The organism is Vibrio sp. RC2502 (assembly GCF_054850435.1).
Genome location: NZ_CM141453.1, coordinates 3,025,557 through 3,048,486, shown reverse-complemented (window position 1 = coordinate 3,048,486; position 22,930 = coordinate 3,025,557). Strand labels below are relative to the sequence as shown.

Below are 22,930 nucleotides of genomic sequence, written 5' to 3'. Positions count from 1 at the left end.
CTTCAGTTTGGTTGAATATGGATGTCGTAAACTCGACCATTTCTCATCACAATAGTGTGATTCTTATTCCATATTTTGTGTCGCAAATAATCTAGGCGGCAGAGACTACATGAGACTTAAATGTTTTAGAACGGTTTGGTGTCTTTTTTATTGAGTTTTCTGAAAATAAACAAAAATCAGAGAGAAATCGTAAGATTTTGCGTCTCGACCGACACAAAATCTCATGATTTGTAGGGGTTATAGATGGTTATGCGAGATGTAGGTCGAGCGGCGTTTTGCTTTTTCGGCCGCCGATTTCACGGGTGAGGGTCGGGATCAGGTAGCCAGAGACGTTTTCTAATAAGCCTGCCATTAGTTGTCGGGCTCGTTCGTCATCGACCATAAAGTGGGCCGCTCCCTGGACTTTGTCTAGCACGTGCAAGTAATACGGCAGGATCCCAGCATCGAACAGGGCCTCGCTGAGCTGGCTCAGGGCATCAACGGAATCATTAACGCCTTTTAGTAAAACTCCCTGATTTAACAAGGTGACATTGGCTTCTTTTAGTTTTTTCATTGCCTGGCGCAGCTCATCGTTAATCTCATTAGCATGGTTGATGTGCGTAACGAGGATAATTTGCAAGCGTGACGCTTTTAGCAACTGACACAGCTCATCTGTGATTCGAGCTGGGATCACTACAGGCAAACGGCTGTGAATGCGCAGACGTTTGATGTGCGGAATCTGAGCTATGTGTTCCAGCAGCCAATGAATCTCATCGTCTTTTGCCATTAGTGGATCACCGCCAGAGAAAATCACCTCATTGAGTTCTGGTTTTTCCGCCATGTATTCGATGCACTGGCTCCAAGCTTGTTTGCCGCTCTTGTTCTCTTGATATGGGAAGTGACGACGGAAGCAATAACGGCAATTCACCGCACAGCCGCCTTTGACGATCATCAGCACTCGGTTTTTGTATTTATGCAGCAATCCCGGGATAGCATTGTCTTGTTCGTCAAGAGGATCATTGGAATAGCCTGCATGCACTTCAAACTCGTCACTCAAGGGTAAAACCTGACGCAAAAGAGGGTCTTTGGGATTGCCTTTTTCCATCCTATCGACAAAACTTTGCGGTACACGCTGTGCAAACAGCTTGCGTGCGGCAAACCCGTCTTGCCACGGTGAGGGATCTATTTCCAGTATTTCGAGCAATTTTGCAGGATCAGAGATCCCATTCGCCAACTGTTTGAGCCAGTTTTGCTCAACAGAATCGACTTTTCGGGTTATTATGTGCGGCATTGGAATTTAGCTCTAAGAATGTAAGAGGAAAAAATGGCTACAGTTAGCACCAATGAATTTAAAGGCGGTCTTAAGTTAATGCTTGATAATGAGCCTTGTGTAATTCTGGAAAACGAATACGTTAAACCAGGTAAAGGCCAAGCGTTCAACCGCGTGAAAATTCGTAAACTTCTTTCTGGTAAAGTGCTAGAGAAAACATTCAAGTCTGGTGACACTTGTGAAGTGGCAGACGTAATGGATATCGACCTAGATTATCTATATTCAGACGGCGAATTCTACCACTTTATGAACAATGAAACGTTCGAACAGATCGCAGCTGACGCGAAAGCGGTAGGTGAAAACGCTAAGTGGTTGGTAGAAAACAACACTTGTATGATCACACTTTGGAACGGCAACCCAATTACCGTTACTCCACCAAACTTCGTTGAGCTAGAAGTTACAGATACTGATCCAGGTCTGAAAGGTGATACTCAAGGTACTGGTGGTAAACCAGCTACACTAGCAACTGGCGCTGTTGTTCGTGTTCCACTATTCATCGCAATTGGCGAAGTGATCAAAGTTGACACTCGTACTGGTGAATACGTAGGTCGTGTGAAGTAATTAATACTTCTCTGAGAAAGGTCGCTTCGGCGGCCTTTTTTATTGCCCGCAATTTCCCTTTTCTACTGCTTTTCAGCGAAATACGAAGCTCACCGCATATTCTTATCGATTTTGTATTATTCGTAAAAATCGCATTAATTTCATGAATCTTTCGATTATTTCTTAATGTAACAATTTGATACATTAACACCTGTTGTCAGCGAGTTGCATAGCAGCTTGATTTTCATCGATTTAACTCAATGACAACCGAAATAATAAGGAGAAAAACATGGAAAGCAGAAGCTTAGGACAAGGCTTAAAAGTAGAAGAACGACGTCAGTTGCTTCATCGCGGGATAAAAGCGGCATTGATTGGCGTGCCTTTATTGGCTGTAGGTTTAACGATCAACAGTTCGGTTTTGATGACAGATGCTGGCTATAGTTATGTGCATCAAAACAACATCACTGGTGAGTTGGATGTGTTTACTGAACCTGGTATTCATTTCCGGATGCCGTTTCTATCCAAAATCACTAAGTACGATCAAGTGATCACTGTGTCTTTTGGTAACAGCAAGGGTGAAGACTTTTACCAACGTCTTGATTCGGTTCAAGTTCGTTTCGCTGATACCTATATTGGTCAAATACCGGTGACGTTCCGCTTTAAATTGAGTAACGATCCAGAAGCTCTAAAAAAGATGCATCGTGAGTTTCGCAATAACAACAACTTGATCGACGCACTGCTTGTGAAAAATGCGCGTAACGTGACAGTGATTACCGCTACGCAATACACCGGAGAAGAGTTTTTCCAAGGTGGTTTGAACCAGTTCAAATCGAAACTTGGCGATCAGTTGCGAGAGGGAATTTATCTTACAGAGCGACGTCAGGTTGAAGTGGAAGAACTGGACCTTGCGCCTGTTGGGGCTAATCAGGCTAACGCGAACCAATTGCAACGTACCAATCAGCTGGTTTGGAAAACGGTGCCAGTCGTAGACAAAACCGGGCAACCGATTCGTCAAGATAACCCGTTGCAACAATACGGTATTCAGGTAACGCAGGTGACCATTGGTGATCCACAGCCAGAGAAACAGCTCGACCAATTGCTGGCGGATAAAAAGCGTTTAGTGGCAGATCGCATTCGTGCGATTCAGGAACAAGAAACGTCGAAAGCACAGGCGGAAACGGAGCAGTTACGGAAAGAAATTCAACGTACTCGTGAAGTGCAAGATGCACAGCGTCAGAAAGAGTTGGCGATTATTTCACAGCAAAAAGAGGTCGAGGTTGCGCGCCAAATCGCGGAACGTGAAATCGTCGAAGTGGAAAAAACCAAACGACTTGCAGAAGTTGAGAAAGAGAAAGAGTTGGCAATTGCCGAGGCTAACTTAGCGATTCAAAAAGCAAACGCACTTTCCGCAGAGTTTGAAGCGAAAGCGATATTAGCGAAAGGTCGTGCAGAATCTGAAGTTTTAAAAGGTAAGTATGCGGCGTTAGGAGCAAACCGTGAAGTTTACTTGGCGGAATTGAATCGAGACGTAGCGAACTCGTTGTACAACAACTTGCAAAACTTCCAAGTTCAGATGCCACAAAACTACATCGGTGGAAGTGACGAAACGGGTTTGAAAACGAACTTAGATGTGATTACTGGCTTTGGTGCTCTGGGTCTTATGGACCAAACAAAGAAGGTCACACAGCAATAAGATCATGGGTAGTCAAAAGCTTAAAAAGCAAAAAGATCATCGGTAACCAAAAGCAATAAAAAAAGCTGGCATTGAGCCAGCTTTTTCTTTTGGGTCAGTCTCTTAAATCATGAAGATAAAGATAACTGCTAGTGCAGTGATTAAGCCTGCAAATGCGTAACATGCTACTTTACCAATCACACCAGTGTGGAATTTAAGGTCGTGCATGCCGTGGTGTACACGGTGCATTGCATGCCACATTGGCAATGCTAACGTGCCAATGATGAATAGCGCACCGATGATGCTGGTTGCGAATGCAGAGACACGCTCGTAGCTCATCGCTTCTGCGTCAATCACGCCTAGTGGTACCAAGATACCTAGCACAAGAACAGTGATTGGCGTCAGCATCGCGAACCAAGTACCGCCCGCACCAAACAGACCCCACCAGATTGGCTCATCAGAACGTTTTGGTGATGTGTTTACACTATAATTCGGTTTCATTGCTCAGCTCCTTACACCACGATGAGAACGATCAGTGAGATGAACGCAACAGCGGCCCACTGAGTCAATACGATGATTTTCTTGTCCACTGGTTTGCCTTTCAAACGAATTGGCATTACTTGTGGCATCATGCTGAAGAAAGTTTGAGCGTGGAATAGGCTACCTAGCAGCGCAACGATGTTGATTGCGACTACGATTGGGTTCGCCATGAACGCTAACCAACCTTGCCAAGCTTCAGGACCTTTCACCAAGCAACCTAAACCGAAAGTTAGGAACAGAGTGAATAGGATCAAAGGAAGCACAGTCGCTTCACGTAGCATGTAGAAGCGGTAGAAAGGATGGTTCTTCCACCAAGTGCGTTTTACTTCACGAACGTAAGGTTTACGGTTGCTCATCCTTATGCCTCCTGAGGTTTCAACATAGCAATCACGAAGTCCATAGAAGACTCCACTTTGCCTTGGTTTACTGCCGCTGCTGGGTCAACATTCTTTGGACAAACTTCAGAACAGTAACCAACAAACGTACAACCCCAAGCACCGTTTTCACCGTTAATAAGCTTCATGCGCTCATCTTTACCGTTGTCACGGCTGTCTAGGTTGTAGCGGTGCGCTAGTGTTAGTGCCGCAGGGCCGATGAACTCTGGGTTTAGACCAAACTGAGGACATGCTGCGTAGCACAGACCACAGTTGATACAGCCAGCGAACTGTTTGTATTTCGCCATCTGTTCTGGCGTTTGTAAGTTCGTACCGTCTTCTGGTTTACGGTCGTTACCAATGATGTATGGTTTGATTGCTTCAAGACGTTCGATAAACGGTGTCATATCAACAATCAAGTCTTTCTCGATAGGGAAGTTTGCTAGAGGCTCGATAGTCACGCCGTCAGGGTAGTCACGTAGGAAGCTCTTACAAGCAAGTTTCGGTACGTTGTTCACCATGATGCCGCAAGAACCACAGATCGCCATACGGCAAGACCAACGGTAAGACAGATCTTTGTCTAGGTGATCTTTGATGTAGCCAAGTGCGTCAAGCACAGACATGGTTTCATCGAATGGTACTTCGAATGTTTGCTTGTATGGTTCTGCATCTTTTTCTGGATCGTAACGCAGGATGTCTACTTTTTGAATGCGATTTGCTGACATTATGCTTGCTCCTCTGCGTTCTTCTCTTCAGCCGCTGCTTTTTCTGCTGCTTCACCGTATAGACGAGCTTTTGGTTGTGACTTAGTGATGGTCACATTGCTGTAATCGATACTTGGCGCTGAATCTGGTTTGTAGAAAGCAAGTGAGTGTTTTAGGAAGTTCACGTCATCACGCTCTGTACAACCATCGTCTAGACGTTGGTGCGCGCCGCGAGATTCTTTACGTAGAATCGCAGAGTGAACCATCGCTTCTGCGACTTCTAGGCCGTAACCCACTTCGATTGCATATAGAAGGTCTGTGTTGAACACTTTACCTTTGTCTTTGATGCTGATGCGTTTGTAGCGTTCTTTCAACTCAGTGATTTTGTCGATAGTCGCTTGCATCAAATCTTCTTGGCGGTAGATACCACAGCCCGCTTCCATGGTGTGACCCATTTCTGTGCGGATCTCTGCCCAGTTTTCGTCGCCTTCTTGGTTCATCAGTTTCGCGATGCGTTCTTCAACGGCTTTTACTTGCGCGTCAATTGCCGCGTCGTTCCAGCCTTTGAATTCTGCCGCACGTTTCACTGCGTTTTCACCAGCTACGCGGCCAAATACCACGAATTCAGCCAGTGAGTTAGAACCTAGACGGTTTGCACCGTGAAGACCAACAGACGCACATTCACCCACCGCGAATAGGCCTTTAATGCGAGTTTCACAGCCGCCGTCCGTTTCAATACCACCCATGGTGTAGTGAACGGTTGGACGAATTGGAATTGGCTCTTTTGCAGGGTCTACGTTTACGTAAGCTTTTGCTAGCTCACAGATGAACGGTAGACGCTCTTGTAGGTACTCTTCACCAAGATGGCGAAGGTCTAGGTGCACCACGTCACCCAGTGGGTGTTTGATGGTGTTGCCTTTCTGTTGTTCGTGCCAGAAAGCTTGAGAAACTTTGTCACGAGGACCCAGTTCCATGTATTTGTTCTTCGGTTGGCCAACTGGAGTTTCAGGGCCCATGCCGTAATCTTGTAGGTAACGGTAGCCGTTCTTGTTAACGATGATACCGCCTTCACCACGACAACCTTCCGTCATCAGGATACCTGTGCCAGGAAGACCTGTTGGGTGGTATTGAACGAATTCCATATCACGTAGAGGAACGCCGTGACGGTAAGCCATTGCCATACCATCGCCCGTTACGATACCGCCGTTGGTGTTACAGTGGTAAACACGGCCCGCGCCACCTGTTGCTAGAACAACAGATTTTGCTTTGATAGTAACAAGCTCGCCTTCAGACATGTGAATAGCAATCAGACCTTGAACTTCGCCTTCATCAACAAGCAGATCCAACACAAAGTACTCATCAAAACGTTTGATGTTGCTGTACTTCATTGATGTCTGGAATAGCGTATGAAGCATGTGGAAGCCAGTTTTGTCTGCAGCGAACCAAGTACGTTCAACCTTCATACCACCAAAGCGGCGTACGTTGACTTCACCGTTCTCTTTACGACTCCATGGGCAACCCCATTGCTCCATTTGGATCATTTCGCGAGTCGCGTTCTCTACAAAGTATTCAACAACATCCTGTTCACATAGCCAGTCACCACCGCCAACAGTGTCGTTGAAGTGGTTGTCTAAGCTATCTTCATCCTTGATAACTGCTGCTGAGCCACCCTCTGCAGCGACCGTGTGGGAGCGCATTGGATAAACTTTAGAAATCAGAGCGACTTCTAAGTCAGGGTTTGCTTCAGCCGCTGCAATAGCAGTACGAAGACCAGCGCCGCCTGCGCCGATGACTGCGATATCTGTGGTGATAATTTGCACAGTTATCCTCCAGTGTGTGATTGCGGAAATCCGCTTGTTATTGTGATTGCGAGGCGCTCTTTTAAAAGAACTCCCCAAAAGTAGTAGGGTTAGTGTAGATGAGCCACATGGCAGAAAAATTGATGTAATTGGGTTTTTGCTTCGGTAATGCACTTAAGGGCATAGAATTTATAGGTTATGTGACTGCTATCACGGCACGAAACATTTGAAACTCAAACGTCATATCCATGAATGTTAAATGAGTGTTGCCCGACATTACTGTCATTGATAATAGGTTTTATTTCGAATGTTTTTTGTACTGCAGCACGAGTATTGCTTGCTTCAAATTTAAACAATGTGGCGGGAAAATAGAGAAGGGAAATTCCCCTCTCGTCGAACCGTGAAAAGCATGTAGAATGGGTTTTTTACGCGCTAAATTAGAGTTTTGAGAGACTTATTATGCAAACCAACTGGCAACCTACCGCTTCCATTGAGCAACTTCGTCAACGTGCGACGTTAATCGCCGCCATTCGTCAATTCTTTGCCGAGCGACAGGTGATGGAAGTGGACACGCCAGCGATGAGCCACGCGACCGTGACGGACATTCATTTGCATACTTTTCAAACCGAGTTTGTTGGCCCTGGTTACGCTGATGGCAGTAAGCTGTTCTTTATGACCAGCCCAGAATTCCATATGAAGCGCCTTTTGGCAGCGGGCAGTGGTTGTATTTATCAAATCAATAAAGCGTTTCGTAACGAAGAAAATGGTCGATACCACAACCCTGAGTTTACGATGTTGGAGTGGTATCGCGTTGGCTTTGACCATCATAAATTGATGGATGAAATGGATGACCTGTTGCAACTGGTATTGAACTGTGGCGCAGCGCAGCGCATGACGTATCAACAAGCCTTCATTGATGTGTTGGGTGTGTGTCCACTAGAAGGTTCGATGAGTGAGCTGAAAGCGGCGGCAAGCAAGCTGGGTTTGAGTGACATTGCTGAGCCAGAAGAAGATCGTGATACGTTGCTGCAACTGTTATTTAGCGTGGGAGTAGAAAACAAAATTGGTCAGGATGTGCCGGCTTTTGTGTACGACTTCCCTGCGTCACAGGCGGCGCTCGCAAAAATCAATCCTCAAGATCATCGCGTCGCGGATCGTTTTGAAGTGTACTTTAAGGGGATAGAGTTGGCGAACGGATTCCATGAACTGGACAATCCGAAAGAGCAATTAGCGCGCTTTGAACAAGATAACGCAAAGCGTATCGAAATGGGTTTAAAACCGCAGCCGATCGATTATCATCTGATTTCTGCACTGGAAGCAGGGTTGCCAGACTGTGCAGGGGTCGCGCTGGGTATCGATCGTTTGATCATGCTGGCGCTAGGCTGTGACCACATTGATCAAGTCACGGCCTTTCCATTTCCAATCGCATAAGGATATCCAATGAACTTGACGGCTGCACGTTTCGTCATCTTGAGCTACGCCATATTGATCGCTTTTTTATCTCTGAGTTCAGGTGAACTACAAGACTGGGGCAATATCGCGTACCTCGACAAAATGCAGCACGCCATGGCGTACAGCGGCTTTGCGTTTTTAGGTTGCTTTTGCGTGTGGCGTTGGCGTCAACGTTGGGCGGTGGCGATGGGTATTTTGCTATTTAGCGCCGTCATTGAGTGGCTACAAGGCTATGTCGGCAGACAAACCTCTTGGTTAGACCTTGTCGCCAACTCGACTGGCATCTTAACTGGTCTGTTATGTTACCGTATTTGGAGCCTCTATCGACCTAGGTTGGTGAAGTCGCTATACTCGATTCGTTAATGAAGAGGGAATACGATAACAATGAAAACGCGCGACAAAATCGTCTACGCGGCACTGGAGTTGTTCAACCAACATGGTGAGCGCAACATCACCACCAATCACATTGCCGATCACATCGAAATTAGCCCTGGTAATCTGTATTACCACTTCCGCAATAAGCAAGAAATCGTTCGTGAGATCTTTGCGCTTTATTCAGCAGAACTTTTAGAAAGATTTACCCCTATTCAAGGCTCACAAGAGAGCCTGACTATGCTGAAGAGCTACCTAGACTCTATTTTTACCTTGATGTGGAAATACCGCTTTTTCTACGCAAACCTACCAGAAATCTTGTCACGAGATGAACAGCTGCACGAGCAGTACATCGATGTGCAAGAGAAGCTGCAAGCCAACCTCATTGCGATTATGCAGGAGTTTGTTTCTTTGAAGTTGCTGGATGTGAATGAACAGCAGTTGAAATCACTGGTGTGCACGCTGCATTTGATCGCTTGTAGTTGGTTAGCTTACCAATCTGCAATGGCATCGAAAACCAGCATTACCGAGCAAATGGTGAAGCAGGGGATGCTGCAGATGCTGAATGTTGTGAAACCTGTCGCGACTGAACAAGGTTTGGAGCAACTACAGCTGTTGGAAGAAGCAGTCAGCACACTGCAGGGCTGATCGGTCACTTGCTTCAATATTTCGAGAGTCACTCTCATTTTCGAGTCGCGCCTTGAGTTGACTTGTCATACTTGCTACGCACAATAAGACGACTATCTCCCTCGATTAGTTCAAGGGATTGACTCTCGATAAAGGAACTATCGCTCAATGAATTACGACATCTTCAATGGTGATGCAGACGGCATCATCGCACTTCTACAACTGCGTTTGGCTGACCCTATCGATTCCCAATTAATTACTGGCGTAAAGCGCGATATTAAGCTGGTGGAAAAAGTGGACGTGCAAGCGGGTGATGAGCTGACTGTGTTAGACATTTCGATGGAAAAGAACATGGCTGGTTTAGAGCAAGCATTGGCTCAAGGCGCGCACGTGTTTTACGCCGATCACCACAAAGCTGGTGACATTCCTCAACACGGTAATTTGGACGCCCATATCGATCTTGACGCTAATATGTGTACCGCTTTGATTGTCGATAAGTTGCTGGAAGGACGCTTTCATACTTGGGCGATCACCGCTGCTTACGGTGATAACTTGATTGCTAAAGCGGATGCGCTGGCGGATCAAGCCGGACTTAATAACGAGCAAAAAGCGCAGTTAAAAGAGCTCGGTACATTAATCAACTACAACGGTTATGGCTCGAAAGTCGACGATCTTCATTTCCATCCTGCGGATTTATACCGAGCGTTGGTTCAATATATTTCGCCATTCGAAGTCATTGAAGATAAAGCCTCGCCTTACTATCAATTGCAATCAGCTTACCAACAAGACATGGATGCCGCGCAAGCGGTACCAGCCACACATGAAAGCGACACATTGAAGTTGTTTGAGCTACCAAACACGGCCGCATCACGTCGAATCAGCGGTGTGTATGGCAACTGGCTGGCAAACCAAAATCCAGACTCTGCGCATGCGGTACTCACAGAAAACGCAGATGGTACTTACACAGTTTCACTCCGTGCACCATTGAACAATAAACAAGGTGCTGTTGCCGTGTGTGGGCAGTTCCCGACAGGTGGTGGGCGAGAGGCGGCTGCAGGTATTAATGCCTTACGCAAAGAAGATGTGAATGCATTTATTGATGCGGTCGAAACGTACTACGCATAGCATTTTCCAAAATATGAATACAACAAAGGAGCCGAGTGGCTCCTTTGTTTTTACTACAAGTAAATAAGTCAGGTAATCAGCGCTTTAACCAAGACTTCGGGTTCTGTGCTTCACTATTACGGCGGATTTCGAAATACAGTGATGGTCGGTCCTGCCCGCCTGTATCACCAGCGAGTGCTATCACTTCGCCTGCGGTGACTTTATCGCCTTCTTTTTTGGTTAACGCTTGATTGTAGCCGTAAAGCGTCATGTCACCTTTACCGTGATCAAGCAGCACCACTAAACCGTAACCTCTTAAATACTCTGCAAATACGACTGTGCCAGGGTAAACCGCTTTAACTTGTTGACCATAGTTAGCGGAAAGCACCATACCTTTCCAGTTTACTTGTCCGGTTTGACGCGTACCGAAGTTATGTAACACACTGCCTTTGAGTGGCCATGGTAGTTTGCCGCGCTGTTTGCCGAGCCCGTCCATTGGTACCGCATTTCGCTTGGCGGCTTTTGCAATCTCGGCTTTTAGACGGGTTTCATTGCGTTGTAGCTCAGCAAGGTAACGTTTGTCGTTTGTAATGCTGCTCTGAATTTTGTTCAGCGTTTGCTTACGATTCGACTGCGTACTGGCCAGTGCTGTACGCTTTTCTGATTGCTGCTTGAGCAGGGTTTCGATCTGCTCTTTCTCTAGCTCAAGTTGGTTTTTGTTGTGCGCCAACTCTTGAGTGGTTTTGGTGATAGCATCAATCACTTCGGCACGAGCCTTGGCTAAGTGCTGAAAGTATTGGCTAATCCGGTCTTCTTCTACGCCTTGATTCAATAAGTGCCCATTCGCTTTCGCTCGCTCGGTCACGTAATACGTTTGCAGCAACTGCTTGAGCTCTTCCTCTTGTGCTTGGCGCTGGGCTTCTTGCAAGGAGATTTTCTCTTCCAGTTTATTGATGTTCTTGTCTGCTTGAGCAAGGTCGGCTTTAGTTTGCTTGATTTCTCGCTCCAGCTTAGAAATGCCAAGCTCTTGGTCTTTGAGCGATTTTTGCAGCTCGTTAAGCTGTTTCTCTTGCGAGGTTAGCGCCTTCTTTTGGCGATTGATTTCGCTAGAAACGCCTTTGAGCTCTTGCTGACTTGCGGCGAAAGAAGAGAGGGGATAGGTGGCAGATAAAGCACAAGTTAATAAAATAGCCGAGCGGAGCACTGGGTGATTTTGTTTTCGCACTTGAGAGTTACCTACCACATTATTGTCAAAGGATCAGAAGACGGTTAAATGCCATCTCCATGGATAAAGCTTTGTGATTTACCGTTAAAGCCTTGGTCCATATCGAGAGACGGTTTGTCTGTTTTTGGTCGACCAACGATTTTCGCGGGTACGCCTGCTACGGTCGTGTGCGGTGGCACCGCTTGCAATACTACGGAGCAAGAGCCGATTTTCGCCCCTTCGCCCACTTCGATATTACCAAGAATTTTGGCACCTGCACCAATCATCACGCCTTCACGGATTTTCGGGTGACGATCGCCGCACTCTTTACCTGTACCACCTAGGGTGACGTCTTGCAGGATCGACACATCGTTATCAACCACTGCTGTTTCACCAATCACGATGCCCGTCGCATGGTCGAGCATGATGCCGCTACCAATACGTGCTGCTGGGTGAATGTCTACCTGACACGCTACAGAAATTTGGTTTTGCAAATACGTCGCAAGGGCATGACGGCCTTGTTTCCACAACCAGTTTGCCACGCGATAGCCTTGCAGCGCGTGGTAACCTTTCAAATACAATAATGGCATTGAGTACATGGAAACAGCAGGGTCGCGGTTGACCGTCGCACAAATGTCACACGCAGCAAAATCCGTGATGGTAGGGTCTGCGGCAAATGCCTCTTCGACCACTTCACGAACGGCCATTGCTGGCATCGACGCCGTGTTTAATTTGTTGGCCAAAATGTAACTCAGTGCCGCACACAAACTTTCATGCTTGATGATGGTTGCGTGGTAAAAGCTCGCCAACATAGGCTCTTGCTCTGACATTTCACGGGCTTCTGAGACAATTTTGTTCCAGACTTTTTGTTTTTCGCAGTGTTTCATTCTCAATATCCTGAGTGGTTCTTCCGTGACCCGACAACTTCTATTCTTCTCAGATGAGGTGCGAAGGTGCGTAGAGTGCTACTTTCCTTCGGCTTTTTTGTCACGAGCAAGTAAATCTTGCGCTGCCAGGCGTGCATCTTTTCCTTGATACAATACTTGATAAATTTGGTCAACAATCGGCATTTCAACGCCCATGCGTTGGGAGAGCATCCATACTTCTTTCGTGTTGCGGTAGCCTTCTACGACTTGGCCAATTTCTTCTTGTGCGGTGTCAACGTCTTTACCTTGACCAAGAGCTAAACCAAAGCGGCGGTTACGTGACTGGTTGTCGGTACACGTAAGAACCAAGTCACCTAAACCAGCCATACCCATGAAGGTTTCTGGTTTGGCACCAAGTGCAGCGCCAAGGCGGCTCATTTCAGCCAAGCCTCGGGTAATCAACGCAGTACGTGCGTTTGCACCAAAACCGATGCCGTCTGACATACCAGCGCCAATTGCGATAACGTTTTTCACTGCACCGCCAAGTTGCATGCCGATGAAGTCGTTGTTCGCGTACACGCGGAAGGTTTTGCTACAGTGGATTTTCTCTTGCAGATCCGCCACGAACTCTGCATCTGGAGAGGCAACGGAAATCGCAGTTGGTAGACCCATCGCGAGCTCTTTCGCGAACGTTGGGCCAGATAGAACGGCCAGCGAGTAGTTCTCACCAATGATGTCGTATGCGACGTCTTTGAGTAGTCGGCCAGTTTCAGGTTCAAGACCTTTGGTTGCCCAACAGATACGCGAATCTTCGCGCAGGAACGGTTTGCAGCTGTTAAGCACGATGCCAAAGACATGGCTTGGAACCACAACTAACAAGTCACGGCTTGCTTGAACGGCTTTTTCTAAATCCGATTCAATAATCAAGCTTTCTGGGAAATCAACACCTGGTAAAAATGCGTGGTTCGCGCGATCCGCCTCTAAGCGTGCCATGTGCTCTGGCTCGTGTCCCCAAAGGACAACGTTCGCACCATTACGCGCGAGGGAGATCGCTAGAGAAGTACCGTATGAGCCTGCGCCAATTACAGTCATTGCGATGTCTTTACCGTAAGCATTGTTTGTATTTGCTTGTGTCATGCTACCGCCTAATTGTCTTTCTACTAGTAGAATCTAGTTCATAATCACCAGATTTTACGCTCTCTAGGGATTAGGAACTAGGAACTTTTGTCAGAAATAAAAAATGCACATTGCATCGGATGGTAGACGCTATGTGCATTTTCTTCGAGTCGGTGACGAAAGCGCTTATGGCTGCTCGTCACTTACAATACGTGAATTACGCTTGAGCTTCGCCTTGTTGAGCTTGCTGTTGTAGGTAGTTCATGAATAGCGCGTCGAAGTTAACTGGCGCTAGGTTCAGTTGAGGGAACGTACCTTTAACAACTAGGCTTGAGATAGTTTCACGAGCGTAAGGGAATAGGATGTTCGGGCAGAATGCACCTAGGCAATGTGCTAGTTGACCAGCTTCCATTTGCTCAGCAGTGAAGATACCACCTTGTTGAACTTCACATAGGAACGCTGTTTCTTCTTCGTTCTTCACCGTCACAGTTAGACGTAGAACCACTTCGTAAACGCCTTCACCAAGCTCACGGCTTTGAGTGTCTAGGTCTAGTTTAACGTCTGGGTTCCATTCTTTTTGGAAGATTACTGGAGAATTTGGCGCTTCGAAAGAAACGTCTTTTAGGAAGATGCGTTGAATTGCGAAGTTTTGTTGTGCTTCTTGAGGTGCTGCTTCAGCCATTTTTAAATCCTTAATAAACATTTGTTGAGTCTAGAAACGCCTAAACTCAGAAATTTGGTTTGTCCTGAGACTAACTGAGCAAATGTACCTTGACTAGATGAAGCGTGTATTACGTGCAAAGCGTCACAACTTAGGGCTTCAACTGCTTTCTATTTGCTCAGTTTTATATCCACGAGGCTTGGCAAAATCGCGTTTAAATGCGTACCTTAGTTTTTGCCACGTTCCTACTTTTTACCACGAACTAAAGGTAGGTTTGCTTCGTTCCATGCAATCAAACCATTCTTAAGTAGGCTAACTTTTTCAAAGCCCGCTTTTACTAGAAGGTTCGCGCTTTCTTGAGCGGTTTGACCCGTCTTGCATACAACAATGATTGGGTCTGATTTATGGTTTTCAAGGCTACCCAAGTTACCTGCTTTGATGTCTGACGGTAAAATGTGAAGTGAGTCGGTGATATGACCTTTTTTGAACTCATCTTTTGTGCGGATATCCACAACAACGCCGTTTTCACGGTTCATTAAATGAGTCAGTTGGTTTACGTTGATTTCTTTGTATGCTGCCGTCGCTGACTTCACGATGTTCATGATAAATGCGACAAGAAGACCTACCCAAACCAAAGATAGAATCATGTTCTGTTGGAAAAATTCAATGTACTCTTGCATGTCTTGAGCTCTTACGCTGTTGGCGGAAAAATAAAGCAGGAGTATAGCGGGGTTAAGCCTCTTAGGCGAGAGGGTTAAAATTTTCTAACGAATAATTGAGATCTCTATAAACTCGCTACGTCCTTGTTGTCGCATCCCTTCTCCTATCCTTATTCATCACTTTTCCCTATCGAAGTAATCGGTCTAAGTGACTTCTGTTTTGCCAAGAAAAGAGAACAATAGAACCTATCCTCAGCCAGTTATGTTGAGCGCTCTAAAAGCAGACCGTTTTGACAGTTTTGTGGCAACGTTGAGAGGCGCGCCATCGAATGTTGGCTTGGGTGTACAAAGCGTATTAGGAATGACTATGCTTGTGGAACACGTTTGTTGGTGACGCTTGGTTGCTCGCTAACTTGTAAGATAGCAACATTAAATCGCAAACATTATTTGATCTTAACCTACAGTTTTGGTTAAAAAGTGTAGTAAAATTACGCTAGTTTTGTTTCAAGGTTAGATAGGGCAGCGAAGCCCTACGCCAAAAGTTACTTAAATTTGATGAGGTCATCACTATGTCAGCTAAGAAGCCACTGGCTCTAGTTATCCTTGACGGTTACGGTTACCGTGAAGACACAGCAAGTAACGCAATTGCGAATGCGAAAACACCAGTAATGGATGCTCTGATTGCGAACAACCCACATACTCTAATCTCTGCTTCAGGCATGGATGTTGGCCTTCCTGATGGTCAAATGGGTAACTCAGAAGTTGGTCACACTAACATTGGCGCAGGTCGCGTTGTATACCAAGATCTAACTCGTATCACTAAATCAATTGCTGATGGTGAGTTCGAACAAACGCCTGCTCTAGTGGAAGCTATCGACGCTGCAGTGAAAGCAGAAAAAGCAGTACACATCATGGGTCTTATGTCTCCAGGTGGCGTACACTCTCACGAAGATCACATCTACGCAGCGGTTGAAATGGCGGCAGCTCGTGGCGCTGAGAAAATCTACCTACACTGTTTCCTAGACGGTCGTGACACACCACCACGCAGTGCAGAAAACTCACTACAACGTTTCCAAGATCTATTCGCGAAACTAGGTAAAGGCCGCGTTGCTTCTCTAGTTGGTCGTTACTACGCAATGGACCGTGACAACAACTGGGAACGTGTTCAAGTTGCTTACGATCTACTAACCCAAGCTAAAGCTGAATTCACAGCAGAAACGGCTGTTGCTGGTCTTGAAGCGGCTTACGCTCGTGACGAAAACGACGAGTTCGTGAAAGCAACGGCGATTAAAGCAGAAGGTCAAGAAGACGCAATCATGCAAGACGGCGATGCGGTTATCTTCATGAACTACCGTGCTGACCGTGCACGTCAAATCACACGTGCATTCGTTCCTGGTTTTGACGGTTTTGAGCGCGCAGTATTCCCAGCAATCAACTTCGTGATGCTGACTCAATACGCGGCAGATATCCCTCTAGCAACAGCATTCCCACCAGCGTCTCTGGAAAACACGTACGGTGAATGGCTATCTAAGCAAGGTCAAACTCAGCTACGTATCTCTGAAACAGAGAAATACGCGCACGTTACTTTCTTCTTCAACGGTGGTGTTGAGAACGAATTTGAAGGCGAAGAGCGTCAATTGGTTGCTTCTCCAAAAGTAGCAACTTACGACCTACAACCAGAAATGAGCTCTCCAGAGCTAACTGAGAAATTGGTTGCGGCTATCAAGTCTGGTAAGTACGACACAATCATCTGTAACTACCCTAACGCAGATATGGTTGGTCACACTGGTGTTTACGAAGCAGCTGAAAAAGCGATCGAAGCACTAGACGAAAGCGTAGGCAAAGTGGTTGAAGCAATCAAAGAAGTTGGCGGTCAGCTACTGATCACTGCGGACCACGGTAACGCAGAAATGATGATCGACCCTGAAACTGGCGGCGTTCACACTGCACACACTAACCTACCAGTGCCTCTAATCTACGTAGGTGACAAAGCAGTTGAGTTCAAAGAAGGCGGTAAACTGTCTGACCTTGCACCAACAATGCTTTCTCTAGCGGGTCTAGAAATCCCTGCTGAAATGTCTGGTGATGTGCTAGTTAAGTAATTAACTGACGACTCAAAATGACAAAAGCCCGAGTATAAACTCGGGCTTTTTTTGTGTCTGGTAATAAGGACTGGTTTGTAAGATTACTGAACCAAAATCCCCGCACCAATCACCGCTAGGGCCGCGCCCAACCAAGCAAATCGGTTTGGTCGGCGTTTAGTGTAAACCCAGAGCAGCGGTAGCAACATGATTGGCGTGGTTGAAGATAGCAGAGCAACCATACCTACGTTCCCTTCGCGCAGCGCGTAAAGAATTAACGTCATTCCTACGGCCATCGCGAGAAAGCCATTCAACGCCGTAATGCCAAAAACACGCCAAGTAATGCGTTGGGTGGAGCGAGCAACTTTTACTCCAACGATAAGTAATAAGCAGTGCGCAACGAACGCGCTGATCATTCGAATTGCCGATGCAGCGATTGGGTCGACACTGGTTTGCATGACCGGTTTGGCAATAATGCCACCGAGCGCCTGACATATTGCAGCGGTAAGGCCGAGTGAGACTCCAACCCAAATGTTGCCTTTGATTTCCTCGAGCACATTGTTAGTTTGTCCGCGTCGGCCAAAGAATATCGCCATCACCACACCGCTAAACACAAGTGCAGAACCAAGCAGTTCAATGGTCGTCATGCTTTCGCTAAACAGGAAATAACCTAAGATGGTGGAAAACACGGCATGGCAGGAAAACAACAGGCCCGCTTGCCTTGGCCCCATGCGATTCAAACAAGCAAACAGTGCGGTGTCGCCAATGAAGATCCCTATCAATCCGGATGCCATCATCGGCGTAATGTGTTCCCAAGACACACTTAGCCAACCGCCGGTTATCCACGCCATGGTCGACAAAATTACGGCTGTGCAGCCCATCCGCCAACGACTGTAAGAAAAGGCACCCAGATGCTGCGCAGGAATAACCGAAATCAGGCTGGAAACCGCCCATAAAAAGGCAGCGCACAGAGCAAGCCATTCGTAACCCATGATTGATAGACGTCCTTGTTGAATAGGGTTGAGGGCTCTTAATATGCATGAAATGCCACGAGCAATGCCATCATTTTTTTATTTATTATTGGGAAGTTAAAGGGCTAGATAACATCAATAAAAAAGCAGCTCTGGGAGCTGCTTTTTCGGGGCGGTTTACACTTTAAAGCGACTGATGTTTTCTCGCATGGTGTTCGCTGTGTTGAACATTCTGCGTGCGCCTTCACTGCTTTTCAGTGATTGCTCAGCAATGACATCTGCATCGTCTTTGATGCCTTGAGTATTGCGGCTTATGTCTTCACTTACCGCTCGCTGTTCTTCTGCTGCGCTCGCAATCTGCATCGCCATATCATTAATCTCAGTGATAGAGTTGGTGATGCTGGTTAGACTGTCGTGCGCTTGCTGTGCGTAATCCACGCTGGTATCTGCCAAGCTAGTGCTGGCTTGCATGCTGTTTACGGCAAGCTTGGTATTGCTTTGCAGCGTTTCAATCATGGTACGGATTTCTTCTGTTGAGCCATGAGTGCGTTGGCTAAGTACACGTACTTCATCCGCTACCACGGCAAATCCGCGTCCTTGTTCACCCGCGCGTGCTGCTTCGATGGCCGCATTGAGAGCGAGCAGGTTGGTTTGCTCAGCAATGCCTTGAATCGTAGACAGGATTTGGTTGATGCTTTGGGTGTTCGCTTCCAGTTCAGAAATCACATTTGCCGCATCACTCACTTGCTCAGCAAGCGACACAATCGCTTCTCGGTTTTTCTGAATAACGCTTTGACCTTCCACACAGGCAGATGCGGAGTTTTGGGATGCACTTGCGGTCAATTCTGCATGACTTGCGACTTCTGCAGCGGTTGCCGACATTTCATGAATGGCCGTAGCAATTTGGTTTACGTCATTTTGTTGGTGCTCAACGCGTCCTGCCGCCATGGCTGAGAGTTCATTCGCCTGTTGTGCTTGTTCTGACAACTGCTGACTGTTTTCGACGATGTTTTTTAGCATTGATTGCATCTGAGCAAGGAACTGGTTGACGTGCGTGGCCAGTTCACCAATTTCATCCATGCGTTCAATCTCGATGCGCTGCGTCAAATCACCTTCACCTTGTGACAGTTCAGAGAGTGCATCCGACAAAGTTTGCAGTGGACGTAGTAGGCGAGTGATCACGTAAGTGCTGATGGCAGCGATGATCAAATACATAACGATTGAAGCAATGGCAGTAAAGGTCACTTGCTCCGAAACGGATGCAAAAGCCATTTGTTTGTCTTGCACAACGCCCAGAGACCAATCGGTGTTAGGGACTTGAGCAACATAAATCAGTTGGTCGCCTTGTTTTGGCCACGTGATTGTTTCTAGCTTCGCGTGTTGTGCCAAGTTGGCCATTTTATCGCGAGTCAGTTCTGGATTTAACGTGGTGAGCGGTTTCTGGCTGAGCTTTTCATCTTTATAAGCGACGAGGTTATTGTTGCCATCCACCAAAAACGCGAAGCCGTTGTTATCCAGTTGGATATTCAATACTTCGTTGATGATGTCTGTGACAGCCAAGTCAGCGGCCAATACGCCTTGTTTGTTTTGGTTAAACGCTTTGGCAAAGCTAACCACAATACTGCCATCAAAGTCTTGGTATGGCTCGGTAATGATCAGCCCAGATTGTGCCATCGCGTCTTGATACCAAGGGCGAGTTCGAGGGTCGTAATCGGATGGCCATGATTCGCTTTTATCGCCGTAGGCAATAGCGCCGTCAGAGAATCCTGCGTAAACCGAGAGAAATTTCCCCGCGCGTTTGGTCAGCAATAACTCGCGATCTGCATCATCAGAACTGGCGATGATTTGTTCGTTAGCCAACATCATATCGCTACGAATTGAGAGCCAATCGCTGATATAACGGTTAGTCGACTCAGAAATATTCTGTATTTCTCGGTTGAGTGTGGATGTGGTTTCTTCGTGAAGTTGATTAACGGAAACCCAAGCTTGAACGCCACTTACGATGGCGATAATGACTGCGATAGCAATCTGGATTTTTAACTTAATGGTATTTCTCATTGTCTAACCTTTATAAACAGACAAAAAGATCAGTGTCACAACGTGTGACTCCAGAGGGTTTAGACGATTCAAGCACAGAGCGTTACATGAAAGGCTTTAGTGAATTTATCGACAGTTAGTGATGAAACTTGAGGCACATGGTGTGATTTTTATTCAGCAATGCAATGTTAAATCCCCATTCATCATGGTGTGCATAGGGGGCAAAGTCGAGGTCATGGGAATGAAGGGGCTCTGTGAAGGCTTAACCCCTCACAGAGCCAGAACGTTAGAAGAGAATCAACACAGCGCCGTAAACTATAAACAGACCAATTAAGCCAATGATGAGTCCGACTTTCGCCATGTCTTTGCTTTCTATCAAGCCCGTTGAATAAGCTAATGAGTTTGGTGGGGTGGAGACAGGTAAAATCATGCCCAGTGAAGCCGAGAATGCGACCACAACCAGTAAGCCTTGTAAGCCACCGACAGCGGCCAAACTCGGCATGGAAACCCCGATAGCTGCGGCAATTGGCATCAACAAGTTCGCGGTCGCGGTGTTCGACATAAAATTGGCCATCAACCAACACACGATGGAGAGTGCAACCACCACCGCAAATGGAGACAGTGCCTCATAATCAATTGCGTGGGCCAGCGCTTCTGCCAAGCCCGTTTTATCGAGTGCAATACCAATCGCAATACCACCGGCAACCAACCACAATACGTCCCAGTTGATCAGTTTGAGCTCTTCTTTGCCCATGATGCCCGTTAAGGTAAAGACTGCCAGAGGAATAATCGCGACGACGTACGTATTCATGCCATGAGCTTTGGTGGTCATCCACAAGACGATGGTGAGGGCGAAGGTCACGTAAACCACCATTGCGCGCCAGCTCTTTTTGAAAGTGCCATCCAACTTGAGTTTCATTTCTGGCTCGCTCGATGGGAACAGCTTTTGCAGTAAGAACCAAGCGATGGTCAATTGCACTAAGACAAAAGGTAAGCCCATCATCATCCATGAGAGGAAGTCGATGGTGTTTTCTCCAGTGAGATATTGCAGTGCGATGGCGTTCGGTGGCGTACCTATTGGCGTAGCAATACCACCTGTATTGGCGGCTATTGGAATACACAAAACCAGTGCTTTAATGCCTAAGTCACCTTTCGGTGCTGACGCCACAATAGGGCCAAGTAGCGCTAACATCATGACCGTTGTTGCGGTATTGGACATGAACATGGAAAACACCGCGGTGATCAACATCAGTCCGAGCATGATGAATTTGGGCTGGTTGCCAAATGGTTTAAGCAACACGCGAGCGAGGTTGTTGTCGAGCTCATACTTAGAAGCGGCAATCGCTAATGCGAAGCCGCCCATAAAAAGAATAATGATTGGTGACGAAAAGGCAGAGAAGATATCGGTGTAGTTGATCAACTCGCCAAGATCGTGCCCTGGTGGTGGATTGCGAAACAGATGCAAGCCTTTGTCAGAAATCATGATCAGTTCGAGAGCGATAATAAGAATGGACGTAGCAAAAACGGGAACAGGCTCAAGAACCCAAAGCAGGGCCGCAAGAAGAAAAATGGCCAACAAGCGATGCTGAATTAAAGTGAGATCATCAATGGGAATAGCATCAATCGGCATCATCAAAACACCGAGCGGAATTAAAAAACACACCAGCAATTTAGCCAGTGTGCTGACATTCATCTTTGGCATGGTAGCCCCTCTAAATATTCATCCTAAGCGCAGGATAAATGATTGTGGATTGAGGGTCTTAGAGGCAGGTATGAGTTTGGAGAAGAGAGTCTAAATTTCGAACAGAATTTTGCTTTTCATCAATAAAAAAAGAGCCCTTGATAAAGGGCTCTTTTAACTGAATTTCGCTTATTTTTTCAGGGCGTAAGGTGTGCCCATTACGGTTGGCTGGCCGTTTTCCATGCTTGCGTCAAACTCAATCGCGTTTTTCGCAAACAGGTTGATCACAGTCGAACCTAGTTTGAAGCGACCCATTTCTTCGCCTTTTTTCAGGATAACGGCTTTGTCACCTTCTGCTGGGTAATCCCATTTGTAGACCGTGTTACCGCGAGGTGGCGTGATGGTGCCTGCCCAAACTTGCTCGATACTGCCTACGATGGTTGCACCAACCAGAACTTGTGCCATTGGGCCAAATTCGGTATCGAAGATACATACCACTCGTTCGTTACGTGCAAATAGGTTCGGTACGTTTTCTGCTGTCAGAGGGTTTACTGAGAACAGATCACCAGGAACGTAAATCATTTGGCGCAATGTGCCGTCACATGGCATGTGTACACGGTGGTAATCGCGAGGCGATAGGTATAGCGTTGCGAATGAACCGTCTTTGAATTCTTCTGCGAGTTTCTCATCACCACCAAGCAGTTCTTGCGCCGAGTAGTTGTGGCCTTTTGCTTGAATCAGTTGACCATCTTCAATTGGGCCAAATTGGCTCACACAAGCATCTGCTGGGTGCGTAATGATCTCATCACCTTCAGTGATTGGGCGTGCGCCTTCCTTGAGCTCACGAACAAAAAACTCGTTGAACGTTTTGAAATGCTTAGGATCAGAGTGCTTTGCCTCGTCCATATTCACATTGTACTGTTTGATAAACCAGCGAATGACCGCGGTGGTTAGACTACCAGCTTTGGCTGATGCCAGTTTGCCCATTAGGCGAGTTAGGCCATGTTGTGGGATCCAGTACTGCAGTCCAACTTTAATCTTGTCCATCTTTAATTCCGATACTTCTGTCTGTTCTGTTAGATTCGCGCTTTGGGCGCGTGATGTTACTGAACTTTAATGTGCTTGTCAGTATTCGGTGAAGAATTCTTACACAGTCGCTCA

21 protein-coding genes are annotated in these 22,930 nt (G+C 46.6%); 7 read left to right on the top strand and 14 right to left on the bottom strand.

Annotation, left to right across the window (positions count from 1 at the left end; all coding sequences use genetic code 11):
• Positions 1-247: 247 nt before the first annotated feature.
• The gene (gene epmB, locus ACYJZR_RS14235; RefSeq protein WP_029810291.1) at positions 248-1,270 is read right to left on the bottom strand and encodes an EF-P beta-lysylation protein EpmB; all 1,023 of its coding nucleotides are present in this window, start codon (positions 1,268-1,270) and stop codon (positions 248-250) included.
• 33 nt (positions 1,271-1,303) lie between these two features.
• Between epmB and efp the strand changes: the two genes are divergently transcribed.
• Both efp and ACYJZR_RS14225 read left to right on the top strand, forming a co-directional pair.
• Positions 1,304-1,870 carry an elongation factor P gene (gene efp, locus ACYJZR_RS14230; protein ID WP_005456976.1) on the top strand — a complete coding sequence of 189 codons (567 nt, stop codon included), beginning with the start codon at positions 1,304-1,306 and terminating at the stop codon, positions 1,868-1,870.
• A gap of 268 nt (positions 1,871-2,138) precedes the next feature.
• Positions 2,139-3,542 carry an SPFH domain-containing protein gene (locus ACYJZR_RS14225; protein ID WP_005456928.1) on the top strand — a complete coding sequence of 468 codons (1,404 nt, stop codon included), beginning with the start codon at positions 2,139-2,141 and terminating at the stop codon, positions 3,540-3,542.
• Between the two features lie 102 nt (positions 3,543-3,644).
• Here the strand turns inward: ACYJZR_RS14225 and frdD are convergent, their stop codons facing one another.
• From frdD to frdA, 4 genes are read right to left on the bottom strand one after another with little or no spacing between them, the layout of a single operon-like run.
• Positions 3,645-4,022, bottom strand: coding sequence for a fumarate reductase subunit FrdD (gene frdD, locus ACYJZR_RS14220; protein WP_005456924.1), 378 nt, complete (start codon positions 4,020-4,022; stop codon positions 3,645-3,647).
• An 11-nt stretch (positions 4,023-4,033) separates the two neighbouring features.
• On the bottom strand, positions 4,034-4,417 hold the full coding sequence (gene frdC, locus ACYJZR_RS14215; protein ID WP_005381491.1) for a fumarate reductase subunit FrdC: 384 nt from the start codon (positions 4,415-4,417) through the stop codon (positions 4,034-4,036).
• A gap of 2 nt (positions 4,418-4,419) precedes the next feature.
• On the bottom strand, positions 4,420-5,160 hold the full coding sequence (locus ACYJZR_RS14210; protein ID WP_005456956.1) for a succinate dehydrogenase/fumarate reductase iron-sulfur subunit: 741 nt from the start codon (positions 5,158-5,160) through the stop codon (positions 4,420-4,422).
• Positions 5,160-6,959: a fumarate reductase (quinol) flavoprotein subunit gene (gene frdA, locus ACYJZR_RS14205; protein WP_005496469.1), complete on the bottom strand. Its 1,800-nt coding sequence runs from the start codon at positions 6,957-6,959 to the stop codon at positions 5,160-5,162. Before frdA ends, ACYJZR_RS14210 begins: the two co-directional genes overlap by 1 nt.
• A gap of 438 nt (positions 6,960-7,397) precedes the next feature.
• Here frdA and epmA point away from each other — a divergent pair, with 438 nt between their 5' ends.
• From epmA to ACYJZR_RS14185, 4 genes are all read left to right on the top strand, one after another.
• Positions 7,398-8,369 carry an elongation factor P--(R)-beta-lysine ligase gene (gene epmA / locus ACYJZR_RS14200; protein ID WP_029832988.1) on the top strand — a complete coding sequence of 324 codons (972 nt, stop codon included), beginning with the start codon at positions 7,398-7,400 and terminating at the stop codon, positions 8,367-8,369.
• A gap of 9 nt (positions 8,370-8,378) precedes the next feature.
• Positions 8,379-8,753 carry a VanZ family protein gene (locus tag ACYJZR_RS14195; RefSeq protein WP_005456934.1) on the top strand — a complete coding sequence of 125 codons (375 nt, stop codon included), beginning with the start codon at positions 8,379-8,381 and terminating at the stop codon, positions 8,751-8,753.
• Between the two features lie 21 nt (positions 8,754-8,774).
• The gene (locus ACYJZR_RS14190; RefSeq protein WP_005456944.1) at positions 8,775-9,410 is read left to right on the top strand and encodes a TetR/AcrR family transcriptional regulator; all 636 of its coding nucleotides are present in this window, start codon (positions 8,775-8,777) and stop codon (positions 9,408-9,410) included.
• Positions 9,411-9,557: 147 nt separating this feature from the next.
• Positions 9,558-10,514 (top strand): acetyltransferase, encoded by a 957-nt coding sequence (locus tag ACYJZR_RS14185; protein ID WP_020839787.1) that lies wholly within the window; start codon positions 9,558-9,560, stop codon positions 10,512-10,514.
• Positions 10,515-10,590: 76 nt separating this feature from the next.
• On the opposite strand, the gene ACYJZR_RS14180 is transcribed toward ACYJZR_RS14185, so the two are convergent.
• The 5 genes from ACYJZR_RS14180 to ACYJZR_RS14160 all read right to left on the bottom strand — a co-directional run bounded on the left by ACYJZR_RS14180 (position 10,591) and on the right by ACYJZR_RS14160 (position 15,020).
• Positions 10,591-11,736, bottom strand: coding sequence for a murein hydrolase activator EnvC family protein (locus ACYJZR_RS14180; RefSeq protein ID WP_406966386.1), 1,146 nt, complete (start codon positions 11,734-11,736; stop codon positions 10,591-10,593).
• 26 nt (positions 11,737-11,762) lie between these two features.
• Entirely contained in the window at positions 11,763-12,584 is an 822-nt protein-coding gene (cysE, locus tag ACYJZR_RS14175; protein ID WP_005496472.1) for a serine O-acetyltransferase, read from the bottom strand.
• Positions 12,585-12,662: 78 nt separating this feature from the next.
• Complete coding sequence (gpsA, locus tag ACYJZR_RS14170; RefSeq protein WP_005496473.1) at positions 12,663-13,700, bottom strand: NAD(P)H-dependent glycerol-3-phosphate dehydrogenase; 1,038 nt, start codon at positions 13,698-13,700, stop codon at positions 12,663-12,665.
• Between the two features lie 196 nt (positions 13,701-13,896).
• Positions 13,897-14,361: a protein-export chaperone SecB gene (gene secB / locus ACYJZR_RS14165; protein WP_005456911.1), complete on the bottom strand. Its 465-nt coding sequence runs from the start codon at positions 14,359-14,361 to the stop codon at positions 13,897-13,899.
• 224 nt (positions 14,362-14,585) lie between these two features.
• Positions 14,586-15,020 carry a rhodanese-like domain-containing protein gene (locus ACYJZR_RS14160; protein ID WP_005381472.1) on the bottom strand — a complete coding sequence of 145 codons (435 nt, stop codon included), beginning with the start codon at positions 15,018-15,020 and terminating at the stop codon, positions 14,586-14,588.
• Between the two features lie 548 nt (positions 15,021-15,568).
• Here ACYJZR_RS14160 and gpmM point away from each other — a divergent pair.
• Entirely contained in the window at positions 15,569-17,101 is a 1,533-nt protein-coding gene (gene gpmM, locus ACYJZR_RS14155) for a 2,3-bisphosphoglycerate-independent phosphoglycerate mutase (protein ID WP_005456931.1), read from the top strand.
• Between the two features lie 83 nt (positions 17,102-17,184).
• Here the strand turns inward: gpmM and ACYJZR_RS14150 are convergent, their stop codons facing one another.
• The 4 genes from ACYJZR_RS14150 to asd all read right to left on the bottom strand — a co-directional run bounded on the left by ACYJZR_RS14150 (position 17,185) and on the right by asd (position 22,816).
• Positions 17,185-18,072: a DMT family transporter gene (locus ACYJZR_RS14150; protein ID WP_140124168.1), complete on the bottom strand. Its 888-nt coding sequence runs from the start codon at positions 18,070-18,072 to the stop codon at positions 17,185-17,187.
• Positions 18,073-18,228: 156 nt separating this feature from the next.
• On the bottom strand, positions 18,229-20,109 hold the full coding sequence (locus ACYJZR_RS14145; protein ID WP_023583858.1) for a methyl-accepting chemotaxis protein: 1,881 nt from the start codon (positions 20,107-20,109) through the stop codon (positions 18,229-18,231).
• Positions 20,110-20,374: 265 nt separating this feature from the next.
• Positions 20,375-21,790 carry an SLC13 family permease gene (locus ACYJZR_RS14140; protein ID WP_015297419.1) on the bottom strand — a complete coding sequence of 472 codons (1,416 nt, stop codon included), beginning with the start codon at positions 21,788-21,790 and terminating at the stop codon, positions 20,375-20,377.
• A gap of 168 nt (positions 21,791-21,958) precedes the next feature.
• On the bottom strand, positions 21,959-22,816 hold the full coding sequence (gene asd, locus ACYJZR_RS14135; RefSeq protein WP_021822439.1) for an archaetidylserine decarboxylase: 858 nt from the start codon (positions 22,814-22,816) through the stop codon (positions 21,959-21,961).
• Between the last annotated feature and the right edge of the window lie 114 nt (positions 22,817-22,930).

Coding starts and splice junctions, on each gene's coding strand:
- epmB (WP_029810291.1), bottom strand. CDS start 1,270: ATGCCGCACATAATAACCCGAAAAGTCGATTCTGTTGAGCAAAACTGG.
- efp (WP_005456976.1), top strand. CDS start 1,304: ATGGCTACAGTTAGCACCAATGAATTTAAAGGCGGTCTTAAGTTAATG.
- ACYJZR_RS14225 (WP_005456928.1), top strand. CDS start 2,139: ATGGAAAGCAGAAGCTTAGGACAAGGCTTAAAAGTAGAAGAACGACGT.
- frdD (WP_005456924.1), bottom strand. CDS start 4,022: ATGAAACCGAATTATAGTGTAAACACATCACCAAAACGTTCTGATGAG.
- frdC (WP_005381491.1), bottom strand. CDS start 4,417: ATGAGCAACCGTAAACCTTACGTTCGTGAAGTAAAACGCACTTGGTGG.
- ACYJZR_RS14210 (WP_005456956.1), bottom strand. CDS start 5,160: ATGTCAGCAAATCGCATTCAAAAAGTAGACATCCTGCGTTACGATCCA.
- epmA (WP_029832988.1), top strand. CDS start 7,398: ATGCAAACCAACTGGCAACCTACCGCTTCCATTGAGCAACTTCGTCAA.
- ACYJZR_RS14195 (WP_005456934.1), top strand. CDS start 8,379: ATGAACTTGACGGCTGCACGTTTCGTCATCTTGAGCTACGCCATATTG.
- ACYJZR_RS14190 (WP_005456944.1), top strand. CDS start 8,775: ATGAAAACGCGCGACAAAATCGTCTACGCGGCACTGGAGTTGTTCAAC.
- ACYJZR_RS14185 (WP_020839787.1), top strand. CDS start 9,558: ATGAATTACGACATCTTCAATGGTGATGCAGACGGCATCATCGCACTT.
- cysE (WP_005496472.1), bottom strand. CDS start 12,584: ATGAAACACTGCGAAAAACAAAAAGTCTGGAACAAAATTGTCTCAGAA.
- gpsA (WP_005496473.1), bottom strand. CDS start 13,700: ATGACACAAGCAAATACAAACAATGCTTACGGTAAAGACATCGCAATG.
- secB (WP_005456911.1), bottom strand. CDS start 14,361: ATGGCTGAAGCAGCACCTCAAGAAGCACAACAAAACTTCGCAATTCAA.
- ACYJZR_RS14160 (WP_005381472.1), bottom strand. CDS start 15,020: ATGCAAGAGTACATTGAATTTTTCCAACAGAACATGATTCTATCTTTG.
- gpmM (WP_005456931.1), top strand. CDS start 15,569: ATGTCAGCTAAGAAGCCACTGGCTCTAGTTATCCTTGACGGTTACGGT.
- ACYJZR_RS14150 (WP_140124168.1), bottom strand. CDS start 18,072: ATGGGTTACGAATGGCTTGCTCTGTGCGCTGCCTTTTTATGGGCGGTT.
- ACYJZR_RS14145 (WP_023583858.1), bottom strand. CDS start 20,109: ATGAGAAATACCATTAAGTTAAAAATCCAGATTGCTATCGCAGTCATT.
- ACYJZR_RS14140 (WP_015297419.1), bottom strand. CDS start 21,790: ATGCCAAAGATGAATGTCAGCACACTGGCTAAATTGCTGGTGTGTTTT.
- asd (WP_021822439.1), bottom strand. CDS start 22,816: ATGGACAAGATTAAAGTTGGACTGCAGTACTGGATCCCACAACATGGC.